Source organism: Candidatus Uabimicrobium helgolandensis (assembly GCF_041508025.1).
GTDB classification, from domain to species: domain Bacteria; phylum Planctomycetota; class Uabimicrobiia; order Uabimicrobiales; family Uabimicrobiaceae; genus Uabimicrobium; species Uabimicrobium helgolandensis.
Genome location: NZ_CP165719.1, coordinates 3,073,460 through 3,095,404, shown reverse-complemented (window position 1 = coordinate 3,095,404; position 21,945 = coordinate 3,073,460). Strand labels below are relative to the sequence as shown.

Annotated in this window: 19 protein-coding genes; 6 read left to right on the top strand and 13 right to left on the bottom strand. The window is 35.0% G+C overall.

Annotated elements, in window-relative coordinates; translation table 11 throughout:
- Positions 1-39: 39 nt before the first annotated feature.
- Both UABHE_RS11250 and UABHE_RS11245 read right to left on the bottom strand, forming a co-directional pair.
- Positions 40-1,044 (bottom strand): formylglycine-generating enzyme family protein, encoded by a 1,005-nt coding sequence (locus tag UABHE_RS11250; protein ID WP_372370377.1) that lies wholly within the window; start codon positions 1,042-1,044, stop codon positions 40-42.
- 44 nt (positions 1,045-1,088) lie between these two features.
- Positions 1,089-2,873 (bottom strand): protein kinase, encoded by a 1,785-nt coding sequence (locus UABHE_RS11245; RefSeq protein WP_372370375.1) that lies wholly within the window; start codon positions 2,871-2,873, stop codon positions 1,089-1,091.
- A gap of 455 nt (positions 2,874-3,328) precedes the next feature.
- On the opposite strand from UABHE_RS11245, the gene UABHE_RS11240 reads away from it, so the two are divergent.
- The 4 genes from UABHE_RS11240 to UABHE_RS11225 all read left to right on the top strand — a co-directional run bounded on the left by UABHE_RS11240 (position 3,329) and on the right by UABHE_RS11225 (position 9,105).
- On the top strand, positions 3,329-4,609 hold the full coding sequence (locus UABHE_RS11240) for a thiolase family protein (protein ID WP_372370374.1): 1,281 nt from the start codon (positions 3,329-3,331) through the stop codon (positions 4,607-4,609).
- A gap of 4 nt (positions 4,610-4,613) precedes the next feature.
- The gene (locus UABHE_RS11235) at positions 4,614-6,749 is read left to right on the top strand and encodes a 3-hydroxyacyl-CoA dehydrogenase NAD-binding domain-containing protein (RefSeq protein WP_372370373.1); all 2,136 of its coding nucleotides are present in this window, start codon (positions 4,614-4,616) and stop codon (positions 6,747-6,749) included.
- A 437-nt stretch (positions 6,750-7,186) separates the two neighbouring features.
- On the top strand, positions 7,187-8,605 hold the full coding sequence (locus tag UABHE_RS11230) for a 1-acyl-sn-glycerol-3-phosphate acyltransferase (protein ID WP_372370372.1): 1,419 nt from the start codon (positions 7,187-7,189) through the stop codon (positions 8,603-8,605).
- Entirely contained in the window at positions 8,602-9,105 is a 504-nt protein-coding gene (locus tag UABHE_RS11225) for a hypothetical protein (protein WP_372370371.1), read from the top strand. Before UABHE_RS11230 ends, UABHE_RS11225 begins: the two co-directional genes overlap by 4 nt.
- 83 nt (positions 9,106-9,188) lie before the next feature.
- On the opposite strand, the gene UABHE_RS11220 is transcribed toward UABHE_RS11225, so the two are convergent.
- The 3 genes from UABHE_RS11220 to UABHE_RS11210 all read right to left on the bottom strand — a co-directional run bounded on the left by UABHE_RS11220 (position 9,189) and on the right by UABHE_RS11210 (position 13,606).
- A complete protein-coding gene (locus UABHE_RS11220; RefSeq protein WP_372370370.1) occupies positions 9,189-10,058 on the bottom strand; it encodes a serine/threonine protein kinase in 870 nt (289 codons plus the stop codon).
- 86 nt (positions 10,059-10,144) lie between these two features.
- Positions 10,145-13,180: a nitrous oxide reductase family maturation protein NosD gene (locus UABHE_RS11215; protein WP_372370369.1), complete on the bottom strand. Its 3,036-nt coding sequence runs from the start codon at positions 13,178-13,180 to the stop codon at positions 10,145-10,147.
- Positions 13,181-13,456: 276 nt separating this feature from the next.
- A complete protein-coding gene (locus UABHE_RS11210; protein WP_372370368.1) occupies positions 13,457-13,606 on the bottom strand; it encodes a hypothetical protein in 150 nt (49 codons plus the stop codon).
- 24 nt (positions 13,607-13,630) lie between these two features.
- Here UABHE_RS11210 and UABHE_RS11205 point away from each other — a divergent pair, with 24 nt between their 5' ends.
- Positions 13,631-13,948 (top strand): hypothetical protein, encoded by a 318-nt coding sequence (locus UABHE_RS11205; protein WP_372370367.1) that lies wholly within the window; start codon positions 13,631-13,633, stop codon positions 13,946-13,948.
- 1 nt (position 13,949) lies between these two features.
- On the opposite strand, the gene UABHE_RS11200 is transcribed toward UABHE_RS11205, so the two are convergent.
- The 5 genes from UABHE_RS11200 to UABHE_RS11180 all read right to left on the bottom strand — a co-directional run bounded on the left by UABHE_RS11200 (position 13,950) and on the right by UABHE_RS11180 (position 17,433).
- Positions 13,950-14,495 carry a biotin transporter BioY gene (locus UABHE_RS11200; RefSeq protein WP_372370366.1) on the bottom strand — a complete coding sequence of 182 codons (546 nt, stop codon included), beginning with the start codon at positions 14,493-14,495 and terminating at the stop codon, positions 13,950-13,952.
- 15 nt (positions 14,496-14,510) lie between these two features.
- Positions 14,511-15,395 (bottom strand): DUF302 domain-containing protein, encoded by an 885-nt coding sequence (locus tag UABHE_RS11195; RefSeq protein WP_372370365.1) that lies wholly within the window; start codon positions 15,393-15,395, stop codon positions 14,511-14,513.
- Positions 15,396-15,587: 192 nt separating this feature from the next.
- Complete coding sequence (locus UABHE_RS11190; RefSeq protein WP_372370364.1) at positions 15,588-16,391, bottom strand: fructosamine kinase family protein; 804 nt, start codon at positions 16,389-16,391, stop codon at positions 15,588-15,590.
- 55 nt (positions 16,392-16,446) lie between these two features.
- Positions 16,447-16,917 (bottom strand): low molecular weight protein-tyrosine-phosphatase, encoded by a 471-nt coding sequence (locus UABHE_RS11185; protein WP_372370363.1) that lies wholly within the window; start codon positions 16,915-16,917, stop codon positions 16,447-16,449.
- A gap of 9 nt (positions 16,918-16,926) precedes the next feature.
- Positions 16,927-17,433 (bottom strand): hypothetical protein, encoded by a 507-nt coding sequence (locus UABHE_RS11180; protein ID WP_372370362.1) that lies wholly within the window; start codon positions 17,431-17,433, stop codon positions 16,927-16,929.
- Positions 17,434-17,669: 236 nt separating this feature from the next.
- On the opposite strand from UABHE_RS11180, the gene UABHE_RS11175 reads away from it, so the two are divergent.
- Positions 17,670-18,254: a hypothetical protein gene (locus tag UABHE_RS11175; RefSeq protein ID WP_372370360.1), complete on the top strand. Its 585-nt coding sequence runs from the start codon at positions 17,670-17,672 to the stop codon at positions 18,252-18,254.
- A 27-nt stretch (positions 18,255-18,281) separates the two neighbouring features.
- Here UABHE_RS11175 and UABHE_RS11170 read toward each other — a convergent pair whose 3' ends face one another.
- The 3 genes from UABHE_RS11170 to UABHE_RS11160 all read right to left on the bottom strand — a co-directional run bounded on the left by UABHE_RS11170 (position 18,282) and on the right by UABHE_RS11160 (position 21,688).
- The gene (locus tag UABHE_RS11170) at positions 18,282-18,959 is read right to left on the bottom strand and encodes a type 1 glutamine amidotransferase (protein WP_372370359.1); all 678 of its coding nucleotides are present in this window, start codon (positions 18,957-18,959) and stop codon (positions 18,282-18,284) included.
- A gap of 1 nt (position 18,960) precedes the next feature.
- The gene (locus tag UABHE_RS11165) at positions 18,961-19,881 is read right to left on the bottom strand and encodes a multiheme c-type cytochrome (RefSeq protein WP_372370358.1); all 921 of its coding nucleotides are present in this window, start codon (positions 19,879-19,881) and stop codon (positions 18,961-18,963) included.
- A gap of 427 nt (positions 19,882-20,308) precedes the next feature.
- On the bottom strand, positions 20,309-21,688 hold the full coding sequence (locus UABHE_RS11160) for a ChaN family lipoprotein (protein WP_372370357.1): 1,380 nt from the start codon (positions 21,686-21,688) through the stop codon (positions 20,309-20,311).
- Between the last annotated feature and the right edge of the window lie 257 nt (positions 21,689-21,945).

Below are 21,945 nucleotides of genomic sequence, written 5' to 3'. Positions count from 1 at the left end.
AAACAAGTACTCTTGAAAGAGTGGCACTACTTTTGTTAATTACGCAAAACTTTTAGCGCAACGAAATCCATATAAACCGCTAGCTACCGATGGTACATCAAAATAGCGATACACATTTTCTGTATATTCTTTACAAGTGTACCACGATCCTCCTTTGAGTATTTTATATGTGTGATCACCGCTATACCAGCTGCCTGTCCATTCCCAAACATTTCCTGCCATATCGTGGCAACCATAATGAGATTTTCCCTCACGATAATTTCCTACAACTGAAGTTCCCTTACCACCGCTATCCAAACAGTTACATTTCTTCAATTCGTATTTGTCTCCCCATGGCCAAGTTGCGTTACTTGGGCCCATAGCAGCTTTTTCCCATTCTTCAACACTTGGAAGTCGTTTGCTGCACCAAGAAGCATAACGCTCTGCGTCTTCCATTGATACCCAACAAACGGGGTGGTTGGCTGTTCCTACCTGATACATATTACCTTTCCAGTGATGAGGAACTGGATAGTTCATGTCTTTGAGAAACTCAAGATATTCTAAATTGGTGACCGGATAAATGTCGATAAAATAAGCATCTATATTTTTATCATTAATAAATACCATATTTTTTGGTTGTTCTCGAGCGATTAATTCTTCAAATACAGTTCTGTACCATTTACTGTCGGGAAATTTTTCGTAGATTTTCCAGAATTTTTCTAACCCTTCAACATATTTACCGTTATCAAGTAAAAAACGACCCCACTTATAGAGAATCTCCGAAACTTCAGTTTTTGCTTGTTTCCAAGTGTAATCCGTTATTTTATTAAAAATTTCGTTACACCACCGTTGCTTTTTTTCATACTCTTCCAAAGTACGTACTGTGTCAATAAAGTTCTTGATGGCAACTAGAAATTCCTGCGTTTCTTTTATATCTTGTGTAGTATCTTTGATAGGAAGTTCGCTCAGTATGATCCTTCTTGTTTCCTGCAAGTCAGATATTTTTTTTGCTTGGTTAGAATCAGGAGCAATAACAGGCGTTGTGGGATGAATATTTGATTGCACTGGTTGCGGCGCTTTTTTTTCCGATTGAGGAAATTTAACTGTTGCTATTTTTTTTTTTGTGCCTTACTTAGCTGCTCTTTTTTTTTTCGACTACGAATGGCTTTTATTTTTTTTCGCGCACTTTCAGCAGGAGAGCTTTTAGGGTAACTTTTAATTATATTATAAAACGTTTTCATCGCTTCTTCATAGTCACCTTTTTGAATACGCGTAAGTCCCCACTGATACATTTCTTTTGCTCGTTCTTCGCTATCGACCTCTACTGTTTGACTTAAGTTTTCGTAATCAATTTCTTCTTCTTTTTCTTTAGGAGTTTCAGTAACTGCTTCTGTTTCTGTGCCTGAAATTTTTTGAGAAATTTTATCCCAAATATTTTTAATGGCGAATATTTTTTTATTTTCATAAAAAACAGAACTTTTGTCTTCTGATTGTTGCAACTTTTCACCATTTTGTAAATAACGACATAAACGATCCAAATCTCGAAGCAATTCTCCTGAACTATAGCGATTGCGAGGATCTTTCGCGACCATTTTATTTACAATTTGAGTCAGCTCTTTTGGCAAATCAGGGTTTTCTTGGTGTATAGGAGCTACGTTTTCTTTGATATTGACAAATAAATAGCCAATGGGTTCGTCAACATTAAAAGGTTCTTTCCCTGTAAACATTTCAAAGGCAGTAATACCTAAACTAAAAATGTCATTATTACCATCAACCCCAGCCCCTTTTATGTATTCGGGAGCCATATATTTAAAAGTTCCGACAAGTTGCCCAGTAACGGTTATGTGACTGTCGTTTACGGCGCGCGCAATTCCAAAGTCAGTGATTTTGGCTATTAGTTCGCGGCGGCTTCCTCTTGTTAAAAGAATATTATTTGGTTTGATATCGCGATGGACTATTTTATTTTCATGAGCATACTTAAGCCCCATTGTGACTTGTTTGAGAATTGTCAGTCCTTCGAGAAGTGGAATAACACCCATCTTTTCGATTCTTTTATCTAAAGACCCACCGTCTAAAAATTCCATGAAGAAATAGGGACGATTGTCTAGGTTTCCAGTTTCATATACGCGAACAATATGAGGATGTCTTAGTGCATGAGCGCTTTCAAATTCGCGGGTAAAACGTTCCATTCCCGCAGAAGCTTTCATTATTTTTAAACCTCTAGGTTTACGGCGAAAAGGGCTAATTACTTTGTAAACATCAGCCATTCCTCCTTCACCCAATAGTTCAGTGATTTCATAATCACCAATTTTACGACCAGATAACGAAACAGCTTCATCGTCTATTTCAACTGTTTCTTTATTGACAATACTCTTATTGACACCCACAGATACAGAATTGATAGATGCGCTAAGTATATCGCTGCATTTAGGACATTTGTATTTTTTATTGCTTTTAAAATTGCGAATGTTAAATTTCGTGTCACATGATTCGCAGCGCATTATCTTTTTGCCCTGCATTTCAAGAATGTACTGTGCTTGGCGAAAAGCCACATATTTTTTTTCTATAAGAATCTGTCCGATGCGAAAGTGCTTACCTTCTTTTTTTAATTTTGTTTGAATAGTTATGCACTCATCAACTTGTGCTTGGCTAGCAAAACCCTTTTCCACACAATATTCGCCAAACTTCTTTTTGGGTGGTGTACGATCTTCTTTTTCAGGCCCCTTGGGAGAGATATTTTTTACTATTTTTGCAAGAGTTTTGTCGTTGATATATCCTTGTTCAATCGCTATAATAAACAATGAGCGATTATTGGAACTTGTGCGTTGTATTTCTAAACATTCCTTCAAGGCTTCAGAGGATATATAATCCTTTAGTTGGTCTGCTTCATGCATTATTTAAATTCCCAAGTTTTGACTTAGGGATATGGTGGAAAATAATTTCCAAATTTTTACATAGAATATTCATCAGTAATACATTTCGAACACGTGTAGCTATAGTTCTATAAATGAAAAATAGCGCTGATGAATAAATTGTAAAACGGTAAAGTATTTTTCGCCACATACCTATAAAAAATATAGTCACACCAAATAATTCTTCAGATTATGCTTCCTGGAACTACACAACAATTTCAATACACAACTATCACACCACAAATAGTGATTTGTTGTATCGCGTTTGCTTGTGCGGCATAGTTTTATTAGGATAAAACAATTGTCGGTACAATAGATGTTTTACCATACTACATGATAGTTATTTGTTCATATGAATGCAAGCTTTTTTTAAGGCTTACTATAGATCATGTAGTTTCCAAATTTTTAGCTACATTTTAAGGAAAGGCTACATAAATATGAGCGAAAGGAAAGTAGTGCTCATCGACGGTTCTAGAATACCATTTTTGAAAGCAAATACCTCTTATAAAAATTTGCGCTCTTACGACTTGGCAAGGTTAGCATTAAAAGGTTTGCTAGACAAAACGCAACTGTCACCCCAAGATTTGGAGCAAGTTATTGCTGGTACTGTACTGTCTAATTTTACAACAAGCAATGTCGCACGAGATGCCCTTCTTGGTGCAGGCTTAGCACATAATATCCCCGCTTTTACTGTAACAATGGCGTGCATTTCTGCAAATCAAGCGATTACCAGTGGCGTAGATTTAATCGCTAGTGGGCAAAAAGATGTGGTTATTGCTGGTGGAACAGAAAGTTTATCGGACGCTCCAATACGTTATAAGAAAAAATTCAGACGTAAACTTATGGCAGCACAAAAGTTTAAAAAGCCGTGGCAATTTCTTACTTTTTTGAATTTAAAAGACTGGTTACCTGAAATACCGCGTGTTGCAGAATTTGCAACAAATCGAACAATGGGACAAGATTGCGAGCGTACTGCATCGCGTATAGGGGTTACGCGTAAAGAGCAAGATGAGTTTGCTGTCCGCTCTCACCTTCTCGCAGCGGAAGCTACAGAAAAAGGATTTCTAGCACAGGAAATCACGCCTATATCGATAGAACCAAAATTTAAACTTATTTCTACAGACAACGGTTTTCGCAAGGATAGTTCCGCAGAAAAACTACAAAAATTACGTCCAGCATTTGTTAAACCTCATGGTACAATTACTGCAGGTAACGCATCTTTTCTTACTGATGGTGCTGCTTTTGTTTTATTGATGGATGAACAAAAAGCACGTGCTCTTGGATATGAGCCTAAAGCGATTATTAAAAGCTATACCTATACAGCCCAAAATCCTGAAGATGAATTATTACTAGGTCCTGCTTATGCGATTCCGAAAGTATTAAAACAAGCAAACCTCACTATCGATGACATTGATGTTTTCGAAATTCATGAAGCATTTGCGGGACAAGTTCTTGCCGCACTAAAATGTTTGAATAGTGATTCTTTTGCAAAAGACAATTTAGGATTATCAAAAAAAGTAGGCGAAATTCCGATGGAGAAAATAAATACTTGGGGCGGATCTCTTTCAATAGGGCACCCTTTTGGAGCTACAGGATCAAGACTTGTAACTTGCGCTGCGAATAGGCTTATACACGAAAATAAAAAGTTTGCTCTTATCGCTAGCTGTGCAGCAGGAGCACTAGGACACGCAATGATTATCGAAAACTGCAGAGGATAAAACAATGAGCGACAAAGAAAGCAAAGATGTTATTTTACAAAAAGACGATGGAGTTGCTATTTTATGGCTAGATCGCTCGGGAGAAAAAGTAAATACTCTTTCAGTAAAAACTTTGGATGTTTTTTCTAAATTACTAGATGAATTAGAGAACGACACGGAGGTCGAGGCCGTTGTTCTTATTAGTAAAAAAGAAGATAACTTCATTGTTGGTGCAGATCTGGATGTATTGCAAACGTTTGACAAGAAGGAAGATGCGCAAAAAGCTAGCAAAGATGGCAATGATCTTCTTACTCGTGTAAGCAAATTTCCGAAGCCTTTTGTCGCAGCTATTAACGGTACGACAATGGGAGGTGGACTCGAAGTTGCTCTTGCTTGTCATTATCGCATTGTTACAGATCATCCTAAAACTGTATTAGCGCTTCCAGAAGTGAAATTGGGTCTTCTTCCTGGAGGTGGAGGAACTCAACGATTACCAAGATTAATTGGTATACAAAAAGCATTAGGCCTTATGTTAACAGGGAGAAGTGTTTATCCATACAAGGCTAAAAAGATTGGTCTAGCCGACGAAATTATTCATCCTCACGGTTTGCTACAAGCGGCAAAAAACACAGCCAAAAGACTTGTGAATAAGCCTTATAAACGCAAAAATCGCATGTCTTTTGTTGAGAAAGCTCTAGAAAGCACCCCGCTTACAAGAAGTATTATTTACCGAACAGCTAAAAAACAAGTAATGGGACAAACTTATGGAAATTACCCAGCACCTTTAAAGATTCTAGATTGCGTCAAGCAAGGAATGCGCACAAGTATCAACAAGGGTTTAGAGATAGAATCACAGAAATTTGGTGCGCTTGTAGTTAGTCCAGAAAGTAAACAACTAGTGAATTTGTTTTTTGCAATGAACGCTAGTAAAAAAAATCCGCTGCAAGAGCATGTTAAAAAGAGTGAAAACATTGGAATACTAGGTGCTGGTCTTATGGGCGCTGGTATCGCTAATATTTCGGCAACAAAAGGTATTCGTGCAATACTCAAAGATATCTCGCTAGAGGCAGCAAATAATGGTTTTAAATCCGTATACAAAGATATTAGTATCAAGTGTAAAAAACGCATTTATACTCCTTTCGAAAAGGATACCATTGTAAGCAAAGTGTTTCCTACAGAAGAGTACGAATCTTTACGTAATACAGACCTTGTTATCGAGGCGGTTTTTGAAGACCTTGATTTAAAAAGAAAAGTTCTTGCGGAAACAGAAGCCGTAGTACGTGAAGACTGTATTTTTGCGAGTAATACTTCTTCCCTACCGATTACAGATATCGCTGCCGAAGCTAAACATCCCGAACGAGTTATCGGCATGCACTACTTTTCCCCTGTACCTAAAATGCCGCTTTTAGAAATTATTACTACAGATAAGACAGCCGATTGGGTAACAGCAACCGCTTACGATTTAGGCGTACGTCAAGGTAAAACCGTAATTGTTGTTGGCGATGGACCAGGCTTTTATACGACACGCATACTAGCTCCTCTTATGAATGAAGCTATTTGTCTTCTAGAAGAAGGGGCTAAAATTGAAGACATAGATCGCAATATGAAATTGTTTGGATATCCTGTTGGACCAATTACCTTACTCGACGAAGTTGGTCTTGATGTTGCAGCACATGTGACAGATGTAATGAATGAACTATTTAGCAAACGAGGTGTTACTGGGAGTAATGTGGCACATAAAATTACTAAAGCAGGGTTCAAAGGGCGCAAAAACAAAAAAGGGTTTTATTTATACTCTGGCAAAAAAGGCAAAAATAAAAAAATTAACAGCGATATATATCAATTTTTTGGTGAGAAATCTCGCAAAGATTTTGATAGAGAAGAGATGCAATCTCGCATTGCACTTATGATGGTAAATGAAGCCGCTGTTTGTTTGCAAGATGGTATTTTGAAATCACCGCGAGATGGAGATTTAGGGGCTATTTTGGGATTGGGATTTCCACCATTTAGAGGTGGTCCATTTCGTTATGTTGACACAGTAGGTGCAGATAAAATTGTAGCAACTCTAGAGTCACTACAGAATAAACATGGTGTTCGTTTTACTCCTGCACCTATTTTACAAGAATATGCAAAAGGCAATAAAAAATTCTATAGTGAATAATAAACACACAAGTGATCGTTGAGAATTTAGTTCTTGGATCAATCCAAGAACTAAGAGTCTGTTATAAAATTATTTTAAGGTGCAAAATAGTTCCTTTTAAGTGAGTCGCAAAAAGTTTTTGAGCACGTTTCAAGTCAGCGTAGAATTTGAGTGTCAGAGCAAGGGTAGCCTGAGAGGCACATAACTGTAGCTATGTAGGCGAAGGCTCAACGCCGCTATGGGACTCAAAGGCAAACTGCGTGCTCTTAAAAACTTTTTGCGACTTGCTTAACTTCTAATTTCGTTGTTTTTTTATTATAAAATTACTATTTTACGCTAAAAAAATGCCTTATTAGAAGCTAAAACTTTTCAAGTTTTTCGCCCTCAATTAATTTTGTAACAGGCTCTAAATTCGATCACAATCTTTATTTAGTATATAAAATTATTGGAAATAATTTATGTTATCACAAGAAATAGTCATTCCATTATGGACTTTTGTTGTTTTGGTTATGGTGAGTGGTGTTGCATTTATTGAATGGGTTTTTCTGCCAACGTTTCGTTGGTATTTGCGGCGTAGAACAAACAAAGCCTTAGCTGAAATCAGCAATCATTTACGTATTTCTATACGTCCTTTTCAGTTGACAAAAAAACAAGTAATTGCAGATCGCTTGCTACACGATCCTCAGGTTGCTCAAGCGATCAAGCAGCATGCAGAAGACAACGATATCTCACAACAGAAATCGCTTAAGTTAGCGAAAAAGTATGTGTGGGAAACAGTTCCCTCTTTTAATGCATACATTTATCAGCGTTGTAGCTACTGGTTTGCGAAAAAAATGTCATGGCATTTATATAGAGTTCGCGGGCGCGTTTTAGATGCCAAAAAATTAATGAATGTAGATCCTGATGCCACAATAGTATTTGTTTTAAACCATCGAAGTAATATGGACTATATACTTGTTTCATACTTAGCCTCACAAAGCACTACTATTTCTTACGCTGTAGGAGAATGGGCTAAATTTTGGCCGTTAAAATCGCTAATTCAATCAATGGGCGCTTTTTTTGTCCATCGCGGATCGAAAAACACTTTGTATCGTAAGGTCTTAGAGCGCTATGTTCATATGGCTACCGAGCAAGGCGTTTGCCAGGCTGTTTTTCCAGAGGGAGGACTTACTAAAGATGGAAAAATACGCCCTGCAAAACTAGGATTTATTGATTATATGTTACGTAGTTACGACATAAAAACCAAAAGAGATATTGTTTTTGTGCCTGTTGGAATCAATTTCGACAGAACAATAGAAGATAGATCTTTGCTTCGTAAATTAGATCCCAAAGCGCCAAATCGCAGCCCATGGTTTATAATATCAACAACTATCCATTTTCTTTTTAAAAATTCGTTACTGCGTTCTACTAAAGAACGTTGGCGACGTTTTGGATACGCAGGAGTTAATTTTGGTAATCCCATGTCTTTGAAGGAATACTGTACAGAACAGGAAGTCTTTTTTAATGAATTACCACGCGAACAGCGTTTTCAGGAAATTAGTAAACTTACAGAGTACTTAATGGAATCTATTTCTAAAGTTATTCCCATACTTCCTATTCCTTTAATAGCCAATATATTACTAGATAATAAAAACGGCCTAAGTTCTTTTGATATTAAAATTAAAGTTGATTCTCTTATCAAAGAATTACAAAATAACGGAGCCCCTATCAAAAATGATGAAAGGCCGAAAGAAAGAACGATTGACCATGCAATTGAGATGTTATTTATGCGTCAACTAATTTTATTGAAAAATGACAAGTACTTTATAAATGAAAATGAAATTGCGCTATTAGAATACTATGCAAATTCGATTAGCCACTTCAGGAGTAACACATGAGATATTTAGCAGCATTTTGGGGAGCTTTTGGAGTTTTTACTTTGCTAGCTACCGCTCTTTATAGATTAACACCTATTGCATGGGATATTTTTGACCATTCGCTACACTGGTACCATTACTTAGTACTTGTTATAAATGTAATATTTATGGCCCATAGTGAAGGATACAGGGGATTTCAAAAAAGCTTTTCGCCGCGTGTAACAGCCCGCGTTCACTATCTATCAAAGCATGCTAGTTGGGAATTGTTTTTATTTGCACCATTTTTTTGTATGGGATACTTCCACGCGTCGCGAAAAACTAAAATTATTACAATTTCGCTTACTTCGTTTATAGTCGTACTTATTATTTTGTTAAAGTATGTTCCGCAGCCGTGGAGGGGGATTATTGATTGGGGAGTTGTCGTTGGTCTTAGCTGGGGAGTTATTTCGCTCATCGTATTTATTGTGCAAACTTTTGCTACTGGTAAATGTGTTCACGATGGCGATATTCCTACTTTGTAATTGGTGAAATTTATAGTAAAACAAAAAACAGAGGCTTTACAAAGCCTTTGTTCTTTGTATTCTCCACAGATACATTTGCGTATTTATTTATAGGACTTCCAAATATTTTTAATATCTCGTTTAAAATTAGAATAACTTGAGTATCTGTCTTCACGTTTTTTAGCAGTAGCTTTTTCTACTATAACTATCAATTCTTCTGGTAGTTTGGGAGCCACAATTCGTATATTTTTGTGTCCCTTTGGGTAAAGATATAGTAAATCTATAAATGGAACGCGTGGAAACGGAGCTTTTTTTGTTAGCGAGTGATACATGATCATACCTAAGTTATAAATGTTATCTAAAAAATCGGCTGTTCCGTCTGTCATATAACTTGGGGACATATAAGAATAATCTTCTGTGAGCTTATAATAATGAGAATTACCAATACAATGCGTGTTTATACCTAAACCTATTAATTTAACTTGATTATTTCTGTCGATTAATATTTTTGCTGGCCTAACATTCTCATGAGTAATTCCGTATGTTTGTGTATATTCTAAAATATCAATCAAGTTGTAGATCAAGCTTAATGTACCTTTTATTGGTATTTTATTTATATAGTGATATAGATTTCTTCCTTGTACATAATCTCTTAATAAATCTGTTCTTGTAGCTTTATAAACTTTGGGAATACCAGGATGTTCTAATTTATGAAGATGTTTATTGATTCTTAATAAATATTTATGATTTGTTTCTCGATAAAGAGTTTTTGGGGTATTTTCTTTATCTAGTGCGATATAACTGTTCCAACATATATTTCGATTAACAAGCACTAGCTTTAAATCTTTTTCTTTATGTCTCAATTTTCGATAAATTTGGATTGTTCCCCCACACAACTTGCATCTAACAGTTGCTTTGTTATTTACTTTTATAATTGTTTTACAGCATTTTATTTTTTTTGAAGAGATGTTCATTAACTTTCCTCTAAATTAAGCGTATTTAGAGCGGAAACCACAATTTTAAATACATCTTAGTCGTAGTTACGAATGAATACTACAAACTAGTGTTTGCCAAAAGACCAAGAACCTATTTGCATTTCCTGTTTCATTTCGTTAAGGATTTGTTCTACTTGTTTCTCAAGTCCTCTGAATTCAGCAGGGCCACGGCGATCTACAATCATTTGTAGAACTTCTATTATTGTTTGTTTATGACGCTTGATTTCCATTTTGGCGCGCATCTTTTTTAAAGGATCGCGCAGATTATGCAAATTCTTTTTCAGATTTCTTCCTGAATAACCATACCATATGCTTTTATGAGAATTATTTATATTACTTTTTTGCGGTTTAAATTTTTGTAAATGACTATTATGCTTCGAATCAAAAATAGTGTACCCACCAAAAGCACCTAGTTGATTCGCAAAATCTTTTTTATCAATAACAATGTTTTCTATCTTTGGTACTGAATCCATATTTGCAATTCCAATACAAGATGACTGAGGTTGCAAAGTAAAATTGCCGCTGCGATCATTTTTAAAAAAAGGATTTTGTTGATAGTTACTATGAGACTCTCCGACAAAAGCAAGCTGTGCTTCAGAAACAACATTGTATTGTAATTTAGTAGTGATACTTTGATTTACAATACCGTAGCTCTCTTTACCATAAATGGCATTAACAATGTTATTTTCAACAAGAGCAGAACTTTCATGATCAATATAAATACCATAGCTTGTATTTAAAGTGCTTTTAACATGGCTAAGAGTATTGTTATATATCTGTATAGATTTACATCTCTTAACACACACAGCATAAGCTGAAAGCTTTTTAGAGATAATACGACCAATAATATTGTTTGCAATCAAGCCGCTACTTTCTACCATATCTATAGCATAGACATCGGAAGAACTGTCGACTCCAATATCATAAATAACATTTTGTAGTAGAACGACATCAGAAGAGCGTTGAATTTCTATGGCCGCTGTTTTACTCATTCCAGAGCGACCAGAAATCCCTTTAATCCAACAATTTCGGATTAAAGTGCCGTTTGCATTCTCTACTTTAATAGGAACATTGGAACTTTGAATGCAAATATTTTCAATACTTGATTTTGATGAAAGGGCAATAGTTCCTTCAATTTTTGTTTCTGTAGGTGATTTTCCGACAATCCTAACTCCTGCAGGAACATGAAAACTACCAAAATACGATCCAGAAGAAAGCTCTATAGTATCTCCAGGTTGCGCTTTACTTAATGCTTCTTTTATTTGATGAACTTCTTTAGTTTTGTCAAAGGTAAAAGTAGTGCCTTGAGGTAAATCTTTCAGCCAAGATACTTTATTTTGTCTTAAATCTATTGTCTCTATTTTTTGTTCTGATCTGCGCCATTTTTGAATAACTTGCTGGGCAATTTGGTAGTTAGGCTCGTAGTATTTGCCAACGCTCCAATTAGCGGAAGTTGCCTGCTTTAAATATTTCAAACCTTGGCTAAGAATATGTTTTTGCTTAGAATTTCTATATACTTTTTCGATGTAAGAAACAATTATCTCAATAGATGGTTGGCTTGATATATTTGCCAATACACGTAAGCATCCATTATCGTTTAAAGAATATATCAGCATTTTTTCTAGTATAGGAAGGTACGGAGTAAACACAAATCGTTGTTCTGATGTTGGTATATATTCTTCGAGTGAATAACAAATAGCTTGCCTGACTCGATAGTCTATTTGTTCTAGTTTTCTTAACAATCTAGGTAATACTTTTTTAAGATTATTACTGTTCCTGAGCGTCATGATCATAAATATTTTGTTTATCGGTTGTTTTTCTTTTTCTAATATAGAAAATAGCTTCTCCGAAGAAAAATTTTCGCCATTTTTTCGCAAAGCTAACAAACAAATAAATCGAGCCATGGAATTTTGTTTTTCGTCGTTGGCAATATCTTTTATATTTTTAAAGTTTCCTTGTTTGTGTAGATTGTGAAATATATGGACAAGTCCCCACCACTTTTGACTGCTAGTATGTTCTAGAAACTGAGGTATCATTTCAGGTATACACTTTACATCCACAAAAGGACGGTAAGATGAGTTTTTGTTCAGCATGTCAAATATAGATTTTAAACCACGAAATTTGGTATTTTTTGTATAAAAAGACGAATAGTAACCGTTGTTTGTTGTAGTCACATCGATGATAGCAAGAACACAATTATCTTTCATGTCGCGATCAAAAGACTTATAGTCCGTTGTTATTTTTTGTTTGTCTTTTAACCACCAATTTATTAGATCATCAAGTTTTTGAATTCTTTTTATATTTGAAAACTCTATTTTTTTTCCTGTTAAAATAGTGATCACTTTCCCTGCTTTTTTTAGAGAAAAATAATCGTGGCGGTAATTACTTTGCATCAAAGAAAGAAACATCGGAACCATTGCTTTTGAACGCAATGAAAAAATGTCAAATTGTTTTTGTTTTATTCGTAGAGACATTCTTTTGTTTCTCAAATACTTTTCTAGTTCTTTCAAAGTACCGCGAATTTCTGGCTTTTCTTTGGCGAGTAAATCTTGCCAATCCTGAAGCAATTGTTCATTTTTTGATAGAACTTTTTTTATTACTTCTTTGGGAATATCTTGTTTTATTTCTTTAGGAATATCTTGTTTTATTTCTTTGGGGGTTTGTTTTATTTCTTTGGAAACTGTTTTTGGTGGCAACAAAACAGGTAGACTATTTATTTTATTTTGAAAAAATTTAATATTTGTGAGTAGTTGATGCTGTTGCGCTTTTTTGGCTGCAGCAATATTATTGTCGCGTTGTTTTTCAATTTGCCAATTTTTTTCAAGTAGCAACCATACGCGATCTTTTTCTTGTTCAGCTTGTTGTTGTATATATGTTTTTAAGTTTTGTGTATATTGTTGATTTGTTATAGGATAAGCATGAATGTAGTTCCAAGCTGCTATATAAATTTTTTCGCGCACAAGAGTATAGACTACTTCTTGTAAAATGCGTAAATTCATTTCTTTTTTGCTTTGTTCTCTTTGCCAGAAAGATAAAGCAATTAGAGCTAGAATAACAAACACTAGTCCCCACGAAATGCCATTGTTTTTTTTCTGTTCCACAATCAATCCCTCGCTAATAACAGATTTGTTTGGTCACTTATTATGCGCATTGAAAATACCTATTAAAATTTAGTAACTTATTTTCCATCATGCATACCAAGCACTGTACTTTCCCGATTGCCATTTTTTGCCACCGTTTGCTATAAAAATAATACCTGGCGGATTTTTATCATCAAATAGCTTCGGTGAAAAGTGTTGACCTTTAGGGCATAACAATGGCAATTCTAAAATGAGTGTCGCTATTTACAGCTAATTTTCGCTCCACATCCCTTTGTCCTATCCCTCAAAAATAACTTTCTCTTTATGAGAAATAACAATTGACATTCCAACAACATCATGTTTTTTTTGTATTTGCTGCAGTGTTTTATCCAAAGTTTGAGAGTACAATAACGGATAAAAAACAATTAAAAAAAATAAATATTTCATAAAATAATCCTAAGGAGTGTTGAGATGGAAACATTTATCAAAGGTGGTTTTCATATCGCAACTATAGTTGTAATAGTAGTTGTTGGTTTTTTGTCTTTATTGCCAGTAATGCCTTTCTTACTCAAAAAACTTTATCAAAAAGCTAGGCACTATTTTTTAATTATTTTTGCCCCCACGTGCATCATACTAGTTTCACCAATGGTCGCTATTATTTTTGACAAAGCATACGCGCAAGTAGGTTGGGTATTCTACTTTTTTCTGTTTCCTGTTGCAGTTGTCTATTACTTAATAATGTCAGTATACTGTCTGAAAAGATATAAATCCTACAAAGAATCAAAATAAATTATTTACTTTGATCTGTAGGGAGGTTTTTCTGCTTGAGTTTACTTCTATAAAACCACAATTGCGCGATGAAAAATGCAAAGAGAACTTTTATTACAGCACCTAAAAGATAAGGAGTAAAGCCAAACTTTATCGTATTTTCCCAGCTTAATTCAGATGATATTTTGAGCCAAGGCAATCCAATAAAAAATAGAATAAATACTCCAGTAGTAAGTGCGAATAAATCTCTTTGCCATCTATGTTTGCCGCGCTCAGATATCATTCCTACAAAAAATGTAGATACGAGATATGCAAATAAATATCCTCCTGTTGGTCCAAATAACGTTTGGAGTCCGCCTGTACCTTTTGCAAAAACTGGAAGACCAGTAGCGCCACACAAAAGGTATAAGCCAACGCTTAAACTTCCCCATTTTTTACCAAGAGTTAATCCGGCAAGGAGCGTAAAAAAATTGGCCAATACTATTGGTACAGGGCTCAGAGGAACATCAATGCTAACTTGACTGCCTATGATAATAAGACATGTAAAAAAAAGACAACTATGTAGCATTATTTTCTCCGTTATTTACTCACAGGCTTTATTAGAAATTGTATCAAGAGCTTTCGTTATTTTTTTTATGATATCGTTATTAACAATACCATGTCGAAGAGCAAGATAAGATGGACTGTTGTAAGCAATCACCACTTTTCCTTCTTTGTTTTCATATACCAGCATTTTTTGTGGTAGATCAATTGCAATTGTTTGTCCTTCCAACATTAAAGGTGTTCCTAGTTTGGGATTTCCAAAGACAATTAGCCTACATGGTGGAAGTTGCAAATTTACTCGCGCAGCGTTAGCTTGGTGGTCTAATTCTGCCATCACACCCAAAGCTGGATTATTCTCAATAATCGTTTTTATTTTGTTGTAGGTAGTATCTACGTTGTTTTTACTGTGCTTTGTGATAATTCCTTCATTAATTTTAATTTGACCACTGCGTAGCTGAGGTTTTTTTCCGGTAATTTTTGTTGCGATAGCTTCTAAAGCTTTAGACATTTTAGAAAGAGACTCTACACCACTAACTCCATGTCTTTTTACAATATAATCAGTAGAATTATAAACAACAGTAGCTTGTTGTGAACGCGAAAAGACAAGCATCTTTTGAGGAAGATCAAGGCCCGCCTGTAAATTTTTCTGCATAATAGGAGTTCCTAATTTAGGATTTCCAAATAAAACAACGCGGGTATAATCTAAATCGATGTTTGCTTTTTGAGCATTTTCGCTGTGGTTTACCTCTGCAATAATACCAATTGGTTTTTTTGACTTTAATATTTTAATTAGTTCACTATATGTTTCTTTGGATGACTTTTTCGCTTGCGAATAGGCTAAACTTGAATTGTTTATAGGGTTAGCTTTCTCTGAATTGCATGATACAAAAAACATAAAAGCAATGATAATTGTGTGTTTCAACATTTTTAACTTTCTTTTTGTAGGTGTCAACATTTAGGTTTTTATATAATTTGAGTTATTTTAGAAAGTAGCAAGGTACTTTAAAAGCACAAAATTGTGCTGTGTAAAAGAAAAGTAGTGAAGTTAATCTCTAAAAGATGCCAACTAGAAGAAAGATAAATGGCGATACGCCTGAATATTTGAGCATGTCCAAGTTTATTCATGCCCTAAATTGTTCATCATTGTTATCGCTTGCGAGCGGTAGGAAATACCAAATAAATTCATATGATTGAGAATGTGATACAATTTGTAAAGGTCTATCCTCTTCTCATAGCCATTTGCCAAAGGGAAAGCCTTGTTGTATTCTTCATAAAAGAGCATAGGGAAACCGCCAAACAACATGGTCATTGCTAAGTCAGCTTCTCGGTTCCCATAGTAAACTGCTGGATCAATGATAACAGCCTGTCCTTTATTTCCAATCATATAGTTACCACTCCACAGATCTCCATGTAACAACGAAGGAATATTTTCACTTCCTTCCATAAGAGTAACTAATTTTTTTTCAACAGACAAAAATGCTTTGCTAAATTCTCTTGTGGCATAACCATTTTTTTCCGCTATTTTTATTTGAAATAGCAAACGTTTATGATAATAAAAATCCTGCCAATTTTTAGTGTCATATATATTTTCTTGTGTCATGCTTCCTATATAATTGTCTTCGTAAAAACCAAAATTATCCGAAGTATAACGATGCAACTGTGCAAGTTCTTCAGCAAAGTGTTTAAAGAAGTTTTTTGGCTTTCGACCGCTTTCGATCCATTCTAGTGCCAAAAAGTTTTTGCGGCAGATTAAAATGTCAGGAACAGCGATTGAATTAGCTTTTTTCAGCTCTCGAAGTCCGTTGGCTTCTTTGTTAAAATCTTGGGTACTGTGGGTTTTAATAAAAATAGTTTGTTTATTTTCTAAATCCAAACGATAGCTAGAAGCAATACAACCACCATTTAAACGCGTGATTTTCACTTTATTGCTTTTTGCAAAATTTTCAACCTCAGAGATCATCGTTTTGGTTAACAACTCAGTTACTCTCTACATATTCTAATAAACCACGGCAAGCGTCTTCAAGAATATCCATAACATTTTCAAATCCTTGTGCACCGCCATAGTAAGGATCAGGGACTTTGTCGACCTTGTGTTTACTACAAAATTTTACCATTGGATATATTTTGTGTTGATATTTATTGCCAAAGTCATAATCGCAAACATTTTCGTAATTGTGCTGATCCATTGTTATGATGTAATCAAATAATTCAAAGTCATTCTTGCGATCAAACTGTCGACTAAGACTTGTCAAATCGTAATTGCGTTTTTTGGCATGAGAAATCATTCTTTGATCAGCTTTTTCACCTATATGATAACCTGAAGTACCAGCAGAATCACATTGGTATTTATCGCTTAAATTTTTTTGTTCGATCATCTTCACCATGATACCTTCTGCTGTAGGAGAACGACAAATATTCCCCAGGCAAACAAATAAAATTCTCTTCATGTAATTCTCCTACCCATTAAATGTTGCTCCAGGAACAGCATTACGTCTTTTACCAACGACACCCTTCTTGATTCCTGGGACTTTGAAAAAAGCAAGAATAATGTAACCGATTGATCCAAAGAAAAACAAAAATGCTGCAAAGATTTTTCCTTTTGAAAAAGATTGTGCAACTCGTAATGACAAGAGAACTGAAATGTATGTGTTTACAATCCAAAACAATACGAGGAGTACATCCTTAATAAGGGGTTGCTCTAAACTGTGAATAAATAAGCCGTATGTTAAAAAAACCCAAGGAAAAATGAGCCACTTGCGTATTTCAATGAAATCAAAAATAATCACTAAGTTAATAATAGGAAATAAAAGAGCAAATGCCGACCTTCCATAACCTAGTTTAACAAAAGTAAAAAAGTATCCTAAAGAATATAAAGTTGCAAAAACAAGTAGTAAAGAGATATCAGTAACTTGATCTAAAAATTTGAAACGCGCTAGAAGATCAAAAACCATAAAGTCAAACATATGAAATTTCCTTTTAAAATGTATCGATAAGATGCAAAATCTACGTCCAACCAATTTTTTTAAAGCCCACAAGGCAGCACCTTGTTTATTGGCCTTTATTATAAGGGACACGAATTGACGAGTCTCCGAGATCGCTTTAAAGAAAGGCCTGGAGGCTTTGGGTGTTTGTTCTTTATTATTTTTATATCATAGGTTTATAAAAATAATCTGTTCTTTCTTGTTTATGGAGGTGTTTTATGAAACGCAAGATTTTTTCTTTGTTTCTCGCCATACTAGGATTTGTATGTATTTCTTTAAGCCACAATTACATGTTAAACGCAGTTGTAGCTAAAGTCGTTGTTTTAGCAATATCAAGTAGCTGTTTAATATACAGCCTGACTAAAAATACGATATCTATGCATGTTACCACAAATACGACCGAGAAAGATATTTTTGATTACGAAAACGTAGTAAATTCAAATAGCACTAACAAAGCAGCTAAAATAGCTTCTTTATATATTCTTAATGGTGATGGTAAAAAAGGAATTGCAATTTACAAAGAACTTATGAAACGTAGTTCTGATGCTAAAACTATATTTCTTTCTGAAATGGCCGCTGCTGAATATTCGATGGGTAATTACAAAAGCTCTATCAATTATCACATCCAAGCACTAAAAAACGGAGCTGATGAAGATACCACCGATGACTACATTTGGCAGGCGTTTTGCGAAATTTACAAAACAACACAAGACGAAGATTATGTAAAGAATTATTTTGAATGGATGCCTCAGGGAGCATACCACGCCGAGGCAAAAGCTTTACTAATAGGTCACTACGTATAAAGAAATCCCCCATATTGGGGGATTTTTTTATTGCATGTTGAAAAAGCGTTCAATCCACAATTTCATCGAAAAAATAGATTTGTTTTCTTGGTAACTACGCATCGCTTCTTCTATAACGGTAACATCACCGATTACATTTTTAATATGATTCATAAGTACTTTTTGATACGACGGTATATATTCTGGGTGACACTGCATACATAAAATACGCTTCTCAATACAATACATTTGTATCGGTACAATATCATTTCCAGCAAGTAACTTTGCATTATTAGGAAGCGTAACTACTTGATCTTTATGGTTAAAAATCGCATATAGTTTTTCAGGCTTTGTTACCATCCATTTTTCATGCTGTTGTATCGTCACTTCGCGAGCACCTAAATTCCACAACACTTTGGCAACTTTTCCCCCAAGTGCTTCTGCAATTAGCTGGTGCCCAAAACAAATCCCCAGAAATCGTTCCTTGCTATTATCTACAACAAATTTTTGTAATGTCTTTACCCACGGAGTATTATCATAGGCACTAGCAGCGCTACCTGTCAAAACATATAAATCATGTTTTTTTTGAGGATACACTCCTTGGCAAACATCAAAAAACGTAGTTGTGTGTCCAGAGAAAAACGTTTTATATAAATCAGTGACATCACATACTTTTTCTCTGACAGGTTCATGAGTTATTTCTGCTTTTAATATTGCTATATCCATTTTATCTCTTTGGTAATAGCGCATCTAAAGACGTAATTTTCTCGATCTTGTAATTCTTAATAAGCGTCTTCGTTGCTTTGTCAATAAGCTGCGCAGCTTTATGTAGTTGTTTCTTATTATTTGCCACTGCTTTTACTTCTGCAAGAACTTTTAGAATGTACCCAGTTTCTTTTTTGTTAACAACTTTATGTATGGCAACCATCTCATCAACGGCACTTTTTAAACGTTTACGAGTTAGTAGAAAATAATTACGTTGTTGTTTAGCGTTACCTAAAGCACGTAGAAGATATTGTAAACCTAAACTTTGTCCTACAATATAAAACAATCGCTTGCGTTCGATCGGCGCAGCAATATTTGTGCCTTTTCCTGATGTAAAGTTATGGCGCATCTTGCCTTGTGTGTCCACAACAAATTTGAAATCTTCTTTACCTAGTGGGTGACGACCGCGATCAACAAGTTGTTCATCGTCTATAATATGACAACTATAACAGTTATTTGCAATACCATAAACATCACCAGGGTGGAACATGCCAGCCTTAGCAGACATTTCTCTACGTTTTTGTTTTTCAATATGGGTCACATTGTGAACCATTACCCAATCTTTTGCTGCTCCATGACATCTTTCGCAAGCCACAGCTCCAATTGTTCGTATAAAAGATCCTCGAGGTTTTGCTGTGTAGTGACAGCGACGACAACTTTCTTGTTTTTTAGGACTGTCACCTAATTTAAGGCGCTTCATTATCTTAGCTGTTGCAGAGTTAACATGTAAAGAATCATATGTTTGTTTATGTAGAGTTCTTTCCCAAACAGTATATTCTTTTTTATGACAGACCTTGCATTCTTTTTGCCCTATGATTTTATTCATATTTGCTTGTGCAACACACATTGCAAAGCAAACATAGACAATTATGTAGTATTTCATTCATTTCTCCTCTTGTTTTATCAAGTTATCCGTCGCTTAACTACTGCTGACTTAAGGAATTCAAATGCTATTAAAAGCTTTGTTTTTCTCTCTTTAAAAGGTTTACCAAAGAATAATCTCTTACATTTGTCATCTCTGCGAAAGCAGGGATCCATAAAATTTCGAATAATTGGTATTACTGATTTGGCGAAAATAACATACTTTTGAAATCTTGTATATCGTAATCTACAAATAGTATGGGGCTTTGTATTCCCTACAATACAAAGAAATTTTTCTTAAATTAATGGCATTGAAGTAGGAACCTAGGTGCTTAAAATGAGCTTGAGCACCAGATTACAAATGACAATTATGAAACCTGACAGAATAGAGATTCAGTTGTTAACTCAACAGTAGTTATCCGTCGTTTTAGAAACTTGTAAATTCCAATCTATGCTTTTTCTTTGTTGTTGTTTTCTTTTTTATTATCGCTATTATCAACTTCGTCACTTTGCTCACGAGAGTCGTTATCTTTAGTTTGCGATTTATTTTCCTTTTCTACAACATTATCTGCATTTTCTTTTGCAACTTCCTTTTTTGTATGAGGATTTTCTGCCGTTTTTTCATTCACTTCTTTTTTTATATCTAGGCTAGTAGATGTTTTTTCTTCGGTTTGCGTGTTGGCAGATGTCTCTTCACTTGTATGTGGATTTGCAGGAGTTTTTTCTTTTGTATGTGGATTTACAGGAACTTTTCCTTTTGTGTGCGGATTTACAGGGTTTTTCCCTTTTGTGTGCGGATTTACAGAGTTTTTCCCTTTTGTATGTGGGTTTACAGGGTTTTTCCCTTTTGTATGTGGGTTTACAGGGTTTTTCCCTTTTGTATGTGGGTTTACAGGAACTTTTCCTTTTGTGTGCGGATTTACAGGATTTTTTCCTTTTGTGTGTGGGTGAGAAGTAGGGCCTTTTGTTTTATTGAGATTTTCAGGTGCAAAGAAAATTAAATCTCCTAAGGATTTGTACTGTTCTACATCCTCTATATTTTCACTCTCAACAGGAATAATACTAATAACAAGTGGTTTTACTCGTGGAACCATCGCTGAAAAGCGTTGCACTGTGCCCAATCTGCTATCACTGTGAAAAGAACCCATGTAAGCAATTATGTTAGTCCTAGGTTTCATCGCAAGAAGAACAGCCATTGATTTCGCCATAGTATTATCTTTAAAACACTGAGCACGATAATAAGAAGAGATCATTGAATCTGGCATACCTCTCATTGCTTCTTTGAATTTTTCTAAATAAAGGTCTTTTGGAGCTGTTATTTTCTGTGCCATAAACGTTTGCTCTTTATTTGGCATGGCAAATAAAATTTCTTCTTTGTTTTTAGCCACAAAAGAAGCATAGCGGCGAGGTGCATTCATCGCTAGAACAGATAGCCGCATATCTTTGGCAAATTCAACGAGTGGTCTATAGTCGGTTTTATAATTTTTCCATGGACGTGTATTGCGCATTAAAAATTCCTCGCTTACCTCGCCGCGAACATAACCATCAAGCACATGTTGAGTATCGCGTTCAAACATTTCCATTCCAACGGTAACATCACCGCGAACATTCCAGTACATTTCAAGTAACATTCGTTCAACTCTATGTCCCCAACGATGCCCGTGTTTTTCTCCTACGAAAACGACACGTTGTTTTTGTAAAATTTCTTCTACTTCTTCTAAATCAATCCACTTACTGTTACTGGAGTCGTAAACTTTAGGCCATTTTTTTTCAGCAAATGTACAGTTGGTTACAAATAATAACGTGAGAAATAAAGTAAATGTTTTCATGATGAACCCTTCCATCTATCATATTGCGACAATATCGTTACCTAGGTGTGTCGACACACCTAATTAAAAAGTAACAAAACTAATGCACTAGTGACGAATAAACTGACTTCTAAAGAAGATGAATATGGTAGAGTCAATTTAAAATTTCCCTTTGGCTAGTCACTTATTCCAAATGTTTTTGACGTTATGTAAAAACGTTTTGTTGTCATTGAAAAATAATTTCCATATAATATTACTATATATATTACTATATATAT

Coding starts and splice junctions, on each gene's coding strand:
- UABHE_RS11245 (WP_372370375.1), bottom strand. CDS start 2,873: ATGCATGAAGCAGACCAACTAAAGGATTATATATCCTCTGAAGCCTTG.
- UABHE_RS11240 (WP_372370374.1), top strand. CDS start 3,329: ATGAGCGAAAGGAAAGTAGTGCTCATCGACGGTTCTAGAATACCATTT.
- UABHE_RS11235 (WP_372370373.1), top strand. CDS start 4,614: ATGAGCGACAAAGAAAGCAAAGATGTTATTTTACAAAAAGACGATGGA.
- UABHE_RS11230 (WP_372370372.1), top strand. CDS start 7,187: ATGTTATCACAAGAAATAGTCATTCCATTATGGACTTTTGTTGTTTTG.
- UABHE_RS11225 (WP_372370371.1), top strand. CDS start 8,602: ATGAGATATTTAGCAGCATTTTGGGGAGCTTTTGGAGTTTTTACTTTG.
- UABHE_RS11220 (WP_372370370.1), bottom strand. CDS start 10,058: ATGAACATCTCTTCAAAAAAAATAAAATGCTGTAAAACAATTATAAAA.
- UABHE_RS11210 (WP_372370368.1), bottom strand. CDS start 13,606: ATGAAATATTTATTTTTTTTAATTGTTTTTTATCCGTTATTGTACTCT.
- UABHE_RS11205 (WP_372370367.1), top strand. CDS start 13,631: ATGGAAACATTTATCAAAGGTGGTTTTCATATCGCAACTATAGTTGTA.
- UABHE_RS11200 (WP_372370366.1), bottom strand. CDS start 14,495: ATGCTACATAGTTGTCTTTTTTTTACATGTCTTATTATCATAGGCAGT.
- UABHE_RS11195 (WP_372370365.1), bottom strand. CDS start 15,395: ATGTTGAAACACACAATTATCATTGCTTTTATGTTTTTTGTATCATGC.
- UABHE_RS11185 (WP_372370363.1), bottom strand. CDS start 16,917: ATGAAGAGAATTTTATTTGTTTGCCTGGGGAATATTTGTCGTTCTCCT.
- UABHE_RS11180 (WP_372370362.1), bottom strand. CDS start 17,433: ATGTTTGACTTTATGGTTTTTGATCTTCTAGCGCGTTTCAAATTTTTA.
- UABHE_RS11175 (WP_372370360.1), top strand. CDS start 17,670: ATGAAACGCAAGATTTTTTCTTTGTTTCTCGCCATACTAGGATTTGTA.
- UABHE_RS11170 (WP_372370359.1), bottom strand. CDS start 18,959: ATGGATATAGCAATATTAAAAGCAGAAATAACTCATGAACCTGTCAGA.
- UABHE_RS11165 (WP_372370358.1), bottom strand. CDS start 19,881: ATGAAATACTACATAATTGTCTATGTTTGCTTTGCAATGTGTGTTGCA.
- UABHE_RS11160 (WP_372370357.1), bottom strand. CDS start 21,688: ATGAAAACATTTACTTTATTTCTCACGTTATTATTTGTAACCAACTGT.